The 7,509-nt window shown below is 68.6% G+C and carries 5 protein-coding genes; 2 read left to right on the plus strand and 3 right to left on the minus strand.

Annotation, left to right across the window (positions count from 1 at the left end; all coding sequences use genetic code 11):
* Window positions 1–363, plus strand: a 363-nt coding sequence (locus tag VD972_RS25720; protein ID WP_324991365.1) for a DsbA family protein, incomplete at its 5' end; no start/stop codon positions are given.
* A gap of 101 nt (window positions 364–464) precedes the next feature.
* Window positions 465–953 (plus strand): hypothetical protein, encoded by a 489-nt coding sequence (locus tag VD972_RS25725; RefSeq protein ID WP_324991367.1) that lies wholly within the window; start codon window positions 465–467, stop codon window positions 951–953.
* A 19-nt stretch (window positions 954–972) separates the two neighbouring features.
* Here the strand turns inward: VD972_RS25725 and VD972_RS25730 are convergent, their stop codons facing one another.
* From VD972_RS25730 to VD972_RS25740, 3 genes are all read right to left on the minus strand, one after another.
* Entirely contained in the window at window positions 973–2,178 is a 1,206-nt protein-coding gene (locus tag VD972_RS25730; protein ID WP_324991369.1) for an epimerase, read from the minus strand.
* Window positions 2,179–2,341: 163 nt separating this feature from the next.
* Window positions 2,342–6,640 carry a pilus assembly protein PilY gene (locus VD972_RS25735; RefSeq protein ID WP_324991371.1) on the minus strand — a complete coding sequence of 1,433 codons (4,299 nt, stop codon included), beginning with the start codon at window positions 6,638–6,640 and terminating at the stop codon, window positions 2,342–2,344.
* Between the two features lie 32 nt (window positions 6,641–6,672).
* Window positions 6,673–7,509: RCC1 domain-containing protein (locus VD972_RS25740; protein WP_414654124.1), on the minus strand; the 837-nt coding region annotated here is incomplete at its 5' end.

Below are 7,509 nucleotides of genomic sequence, written 5' to 3' on the forward strand. Positions count from 1 at the left end.
CTGCCGCGCCACCTGAACGCGAAGATCGCCGCGGTGGCCTCCATGGCCGCCCACGAGCAGGGCAAGTTCTGGGAGATGCACGACAAGCTCTTCGCCAACCAGACGGCGCTGGACCGGCCCGCGCTGGAGAAGTACGCGCAGGAGCTGGGCCTGGATGTGGGCAAGTTCAAGGCGGCGCTCGACTCGAAGAAGTTCGACGACTACATCGCCCAGGACTCGGCGCAGGGCACCCAGCTGGGCGCCAGCGGCACGCCGACCTTCTTCATCAACGGCCGGCAGCTCGTGGGCGCCAAGCCCCCCGAGGTGTTCCGCAAGCTGATTGACGAGGAGCTGAAGAAGGCGGGCGTGGCCTCCGCGCAGTGAGCCCTTCCTCCCGCCGGGCCTCTCCGCCCGGCGGGGAGCGGTGGGCAGGTCCGGAGGCGGATCCGATCGGCCTCCGGGTTTCATAGTAGACTCCCAGGAGCATGGCTCGTCGCAAGAAGCTGGATGAGACGCCCGCTCGCGTGCGCAACCTGATCGCCCTGGACGCCGCATTGATCATGCGGCGCCTGGAGGCACGCCGGGACGAGATGTTCACGCTGTTCTCGCGCCTGCGCAGCCGCGAGCCGATGCTCACCACCATCACCACGCGCTTCAACAGCGCCACGTTCCATGATCTGGTGCACCTGCCAGAGCGTGAGCAGGCGGTGGTGCACGGCTTCCACGAGCGGCTGGACGAGATGCGCTGGTACTTCACCTACACCGAGGACATGCCCAGCACCGTCCAGCAGACCTTCAGCGCCCTGTATCGGCGGCTGGAGGAGGCGTATCGTGTCCTGCTGGTGGCCCTGGGGCCGCCGATGACGCCAGACGCGGCGGTGGTGGTGGAGGCACAGGCTGTGCGTCAGGAGGAGCGCCCCGCTGAAGTGGCGCTCGCCCGGCCATCGCGCAAGCGCCAGTCACCGGCCGCCTGATCGTTCAGCCCAGGGCGCCTTACGGGCTCTTCTTCTCCTGGGCCTCCGGCTTGCCAGGAGCGGCCGGCTTCCCGCCCCCGCCCTGCGACTCCTGGGCCCAGAGCGCCAGCAGCGCCTTCTCCCGCTCCGGCGCGAGCCCGGCGCGCATCTTGTTGCGGCGCTCCTCGGGCAGGCCGTTGAAGTACGCGAGCGTGTCCTTGACGGTGACAGCGCCCGGCCGGAACTTGAGCCCGGCCTTCACCGCCTTGTCGATGGAGCGCAGGTGGAAGCCCTTGTTCTTGTCCAGCGGCGGCGCCCAGATGGGGATGTCTCCCTCTCCATCCTCCCCGTTCTTCGCCAGGAACTCCGAGGGCACCCACACCGGCTTCGTGTCCGTCTTGCCCGCCGCCGCCTTGCACGCCGCCAGCAGCGCCCCCATCGTCCACGGCTTCTCGGGCCCCGTCGCGTTGTAGATGCCGGTGAGCTGGTTCTCCATCACCTTCACCAGCCACTCGGCCAGGTCCCTCACGTCGATTATCTGGAGGGGATCCTCCGGGCTGCCCGGCGCCAGCATCTCCCCGCCCCGGGCGTAGCGCACCGGCCAGTACGTGAAGCGATCCGTGGGATCGTCCGGGCCAACGATGTAGCCGGGGCGGATCAGCGAGGCGAGTCCGGGCAGGGCCGCCTCCACGGCCTCCTCGCACAGCCGCTTCAGGCCACCGAAGTTCTCGTAGTTCTTGCCCATCGTCTCCACGGTGGGGTCCGCCACCTTCGCCGTGGGGCCGCTCTCGTCCTCGTAGGGGACGTCGTTGTTCGCGTACGCGGAGATGCTGGAGATGTAGACGTACTGCTTGACGTGGGGAGCCAGCAGCTCCGCCGAGGCCTTCACCATGCGCGGGTAGTAGCCCGAGTTGTCGAGCACCACATCCCACCGCCGGCCCTCCAGCGCCTTGAGGCCCTCGCCCTTCTTCGGATCGCGGTCCCCCTGCAGCTTCTCCACGTTGGGGAACAGGTGCGGCCGCGTCTTCCCGCGGTTGAAGAGCGTCAGCGTGTGGCCTCGGGCCTGCGCGGCGGTGACGAAGGCCGGGCCCAGGAAGCCCGTTCCGCCCAGCACGAGGATCTTCAGCTTCCTCTTCGTGGGCGTGGTGGACCTCTTGTCCGGGCCGGCCAGGGCCTGGGGGCCCAGCGCCAGCATCGAGGCCGCGGTCAGCGAGTACTGCAGGAACTTCCTGCGAGGCGTGCTCATAAGGGGCTCACGAGTGGAGGTCCGGGAGGACCCGGGTTCATGCGCGGACGGCTGCGCGGGGCGCGGAACACCCTCACCCCATACGCCATTCCCAGCGTCGCGAGGCAGAGGCCACCCCAGCCCCATGTCGTGGGAGGGCGCCGGCGCAGCTGGAGCTGGCGCGCTACGGAGGACCCTCCGACACGGGCACCGAGGAGAAGGGGGTGCCGCTCGTTGTCGAGCCGGGCGGAGTGCTCAGGATGGCTCGGGTGTGGACCTCGGCGTCGTATACCCACCGCTGTGGCGCCGGATCGCCCAGGTTCACTTGCGTGCCGGACGCACGGAAGCGCGACCAGTCGCCGCTCACGGGCTCATAGAACCCGGCGGCGCAGCTCGCTCTCCCGCTGACAGGATCCGCCTGGTACAGCCGCGCGGTGTTCCTACCCGTGGCCGAGCATACGGCGGCGTTTCCCGAGCTAGGCTCGAACGAGCTCCACAGGAGGCACCCGTCGATGAGCGTCGCGGCGGAGCCAGTCCGCTCCGTCTCGAAGGAATAGGAGATGTACCAACCGCTGCCCTGCGGCGAGGCGTCCACTTGAGGCTCCACCACGCGGCCTGTGGTGCTGAACTGCCCCACGCTCACCAGGTCCGCGTCCGTGAACAGCTGGGAGTCGAAGAGCTCTGCCTCGGCATCGGTGTTGAACCGGCGGGAGGGAGGGCCGCCGTAGCTCCAGACGCCATAGAAGCGCTGGGTGTTCGGGTTCCACCCCGCGGTGTAGTTGAGGACCGCCCAGGTGTTCTGCGTCTCGCGGCAGCTCCAGGTGGACGGAGACCCGTCACACGTGTACTCGATCGAGCCATCGTGGCCGTTGCCGCAGCCGTTCGCGGCGTCGTTGTTCCACGAGAGCCTCACCCGCGCTCCCGCGCAGGAGGGCCCTGAGGAGCCCTGGAAGGAGTCTGCGCTCGACAGGGCGAAGTTCGAGTAGGTCGTCGTCGCGGCGGACGCCAGCGCGCCCGCACGCTGGATCTCGAGGACGGCCTGGCTCCCACACCCCTGCTCCGCGCAGGCGCGCAGGTTGCCCAGCCGGCAGCGTGCCGCGGTGTCCCTGAGGTTCTGGCTGTCTCCCGTCCCCAGGAAGGTGCGAAGGAACCCAGTGTCCGGCTGCACCACGTTCGTGGCGATCTGGCTGAACGGCCCGCGCAGGGCCTCGGGGCTGCCTGTCCTGCCTGCCAGGTTCTCCACCCGGAACGCGCGCGCTGCGTGCCAGTTGCTCACCTGCTGCGTGGTGGCATCCCACTGGCCCGGCTTCCAGAAGCGCACGGCCCAGAGCTGCCCGCCGTAGTCTCCCACCGTCGCGGTGTCGAAGAGCTCATCCGAGTCCCGGACGCCCTGCGCGCTGCCCACATCCGCGAGCGCGAGGCCCGCGGCGATGGAGTAGCGCAGGTGCTGGGAGCGGCCCTTGTAGTCCTCGTGGAAGAAGCTCCACACCGTGTGGCCGCTGGTGAGGTCCACCAGGGCCATGCCCCGGCCGCGGACGTTGTGGGGATCGTAGCCGCCGTTGAGCGCCACCACCCAGCGCTCGCGGGCCGGAGTGGCATCCACCCACCAGGGCGTGGCCACACCGCCCCCGCCGGTGCCGGTGAGCGCCCGCAGGGCGTCGTCGGCCCCCGGCGTGAGGGCCACCGGGCCGATGGGCGGAGGCTGGGGCGCGAAGTGGCTGAAGCTCTCGCCCACCTTGAGCGCCAGTGCGTCGCACGGCTGGGGCCACATCCACAGGAAGTCTCCGGCCTGGTTGGGCACGCGCCCCGCCGTGTCTCCTGGCTGCACGCCCAGCAAGCGCGTCAGATCCAGCGCGAAGCGGTGCACGCCGCCGCGGCCCGTGCCCACCACGGCCACCGTGCGGTACTCCTGCCACTGCTTCCTGCCGTCAGCCGGTCCCTCCGCACCGTCGAGCCACACGTCGCGCACCATGGCGGTGCCGTCCACGAAGTACGCGTGCTTGTCCAGGTTGTTGCGCAGCCGGGGCAGCAGATCCGGCGGGATGAAGGCCCACAGCTCCTGGCCGGTGCCCGGGTCATGGAGGAGCCGGCCCGTGGAGGGATCCACGCTGCCGGTGCTCCGGCCGTTGAGGAAGGCGTGGAGCATGCCGCCGTTGGAGCCTGCGAGGACGATCTTGTCCCGATCGCCTGCCTCGAAGGCGTACTTCTCATACGCGTCCACGTAGCCGGGCGGGACGGGCACGCTGTAGCCGTCCAGCGCCGTGGAGCCGCGGAAGAGCGCGGGCAGGCACTGGGCAGAGGAGGCGCACGAGTCCTTGGGCTGCGGTGGCTCCACGTGGATGGGGGTGGAGTGGAAGATGTCTTGCAGCAGGAAGGGCCGGTCGTAAGAGCGCAGGCTGGGATCCGGGTTGAAGGCATCCGCGCCGCGGTACCAGCGGATGACGAGCTTGGTGCAGTCGTCCGGAGTCAGCGAGGGGACGCCCAGCCTCGCGGCCAGGTCCGCGCAGCCGGTGGGGTTCTGGCTGATGCCCAGGTAGTCCCGGAGGAGGTACGCATTGGCCTCGGTGAACGCCACCGGGGTGTCCCGGCGGTCGATCTTCCCGTCCCAGTTGGTGTCGACGATGGTGAAGATCCGGCGCCCCAGCCACTGCTGGGACGGCGAGGGCCCGGAGGGCTTGAGCACCTGGCCCGCCTCCCAGAAGGGCTGTGCGGGGGTCAGCGGCGAGAGCAGCTTCACGAATGCACCCGAGGCGCTCTCGATTACCGCGTCCCCGTGGGCATCCAGCAGGAGCGTGTCGTCGCAGTCTCCGTCCTGGTTGAGATCCCCTGTGTACGGGTAGAGCGGATTGCACCCGAGCTTCTTCTCCTCCGCGAGCTGGAAGCGGTAGAGGGCTCCCTGCCACGGCTTGCTGGGGTTCATGGGCAGCTTGATGCGCGGGAGGAGCGCGGAGGCCTGGGCCCCCACGGGCTGGCTGTCCACGGAGGAGGTGGTGAAGCCGACGCTGCGCATCTGAGTGCTGGAGCTGCTGACGATGTCGAGCAGGGCCTGCTTGAGGCTCGGCGCGTCATCCGCGGTGTAGTAGAGGCCGCCGCCCACCTCCGCGGTGTTCCGCAGGAGGTTGCTGTTGATGCCGAAGCCGACGGTGTAGACCCGCAGGCTCTGCTTGCCGCTGGTGTCGAAGTCTCCGACGATGGGCGGAGAGTTGCTCTGGAGATCCTGCTCGTAGAGCAGCTTGGCCACGTCATCCAGGTAGTAGTTGGGGTTGTCGTCCAGGTAGCTGCCGGGGCTGGAGCCCTTGTCTCGGCCGGACGTGGTGCCCGAGCCGCACGGCTGCGAGTCCGGGCAGTACACCGGGCCGCCGTTGACGGTGCGCAGCTTCGTGACCACCGTGCTGGTCAAGCTGTCGCTGCTGGGCTCACCGTCCGTGATGAGGATGACCGAGGAGCTCTGGCAGCCCCAGCACACGCTGCGGCTCTGAGAGGTGAGCGTGGGGTTCTTGTAGCTGGCCGGGTAGCTGTAGCCAGAGCCGAAGCCGAACACGTTCCGGTAGATGGTGTCGCTGGAGCTGAAGTAGTAGCCCACGTTCAGCAGCGTGCGCGCCAGCGGGGTGCCCGTGGTGAACGTCAGGCCGTTGATGGAGTTGATGTAGCTGGCACGGTACACGTCGAAGGCGCTGGAGTCCGAGAGGGTCTGGCTGCACGAGGGGCTCTGCCCGCGGAGCAGCGTGCTGTTGGGCGAGGTGTTGCTGAAGGTGCTCATGCCCACGCGCACACGCTTCAGGTCCTTGATGATCGACTTGAGCACCACCTTGGCGGTGACGTACTTGGGCGGGTTGAAGTTGAGGAAGCGGCCCCAGAAGATGAAGTCCGGGTTGGTCATTGGAGCGGAGTCCTCACCCTCGGCGCCCGGCACCTTGTAGTAGCCCTTGGTGCTCAGGCACGTCAGGCAGCGGGCATATTCAGAGGGGTTGGTGGGCCAGTTGGGGACCTGAGACTGACAGGCGTGCTCCTTGACGTTCCACTGCGGGCTGGGGTCGCTCAAGTCGCCCCAGTACATGTAGCCGTAGAACTTGTCGTCCTGGAACAGGTCGGGGAAGCCATAGTCCGAGCCAATCCCTGTGCCCGTGTCCGGCACCGGGTAGACGGTGGCCGGATCCCACCCCCGGCTGAGCTGGAAGGCATCCAGGCGGGGGTTCTCGCACCCGTTGACGGTGAGATCGAAGAACTCCGAGTGCCTGCCGTTGACGATCTGTGGCAGCTCCCGCATGGAGCCCGAGGTGTCGAGGATGAAGTGGAGGTTGGGCGGCGTGGTGTCCGAGAACAGCTGCTCATCGGGCGGCGTGTCCTTGCCGTACACCACATCCTGGACCAAAGACGTGGTGAGCTGACAACAAGCGGGGCTGTCGGTGAAGGAGCCGAGCTGCTGCGCGGACGCGGCCCCCGCGACACCGAGCAGCACCAGGCCAAGGCACAGACGCTTCATCGTGGACTCCCTTCCATGGGCGGGGTGCTCGTTCATGGGAGCACGATGGAGGTGGGGGTGTAGTGGACTGAATCCATGCCGAGCTGGCCTTCTTCATTGAGGCCCCAGGCCCAGAGGCTGCCATCGGCGAGCGTGGCCATGGCGTGGAGCGTTCCGGCCCCCATGGCCGTCACGCCGCTGAGGATGTGCACGGGGCTCGAGCGCCAGGTGATCGTCCCGTCTCCCAGCTGGCCATAGGGGTTCCAGCCCCAGCTCCAGAGGGTGCCGTCCGTGCGCAGGGCCATGACGAAGTAAGAGCCCGCCGAGAGCTGCTGCACCCCTGTCAGGCCTGGCACCTGGGCCGGTGTGCCTCGGGAGGTGGTGGTTCCATCCCCGAGCTGGCCGGCGCCATTGTTGCCCCAGCCCCAGACAGTGCCGTCGGCCCGCAGGGCCACCATGAAGGAGCTGTCCGCTTCGATCTGGATGACATTCGTGAGGCCTGGCACCTGCCCAGGCGTCAGGCGGCTCGTGGTCGTCCCATCCCCGAGCTGGCCCCAGGAGTTGTTTCCCCAGGTCCACACGGTGCCGTCGGCCCGCAGGGCCGCGGAGAAGTTGTCCCCCGTCGTGACGTCCACCACGCTGGTGAGGCCAGGAACCTGGGAGGGCGTGGGATGAGGCGGGCCGTTGTCGATCGTCCCATTGCCGAGCTGGCCATACGCGTTGTGGCCCCACGTCCAGACCGTTCCATCCGAGCGCACGGCCAGGGAGTGGCCCCAGTCCGCGTCCATGTCCGCCACGTTCGCGAGGCTGGAGAGCTGGACGGGCGTCGTCCGCAGCAGGGTGGTCCCATCACCCAGCCGGCCGGAGCCGTTGTCGCCCCAGGCCCAGAG

This window comes from Hyalangium sp. (genome assembly GCF_035629615.1).
Taxonomy (GTDB): Bacteria; Myxococcota; Myxococcia; order Myxococcales; family Myxococcaceae; genus Hyalangium.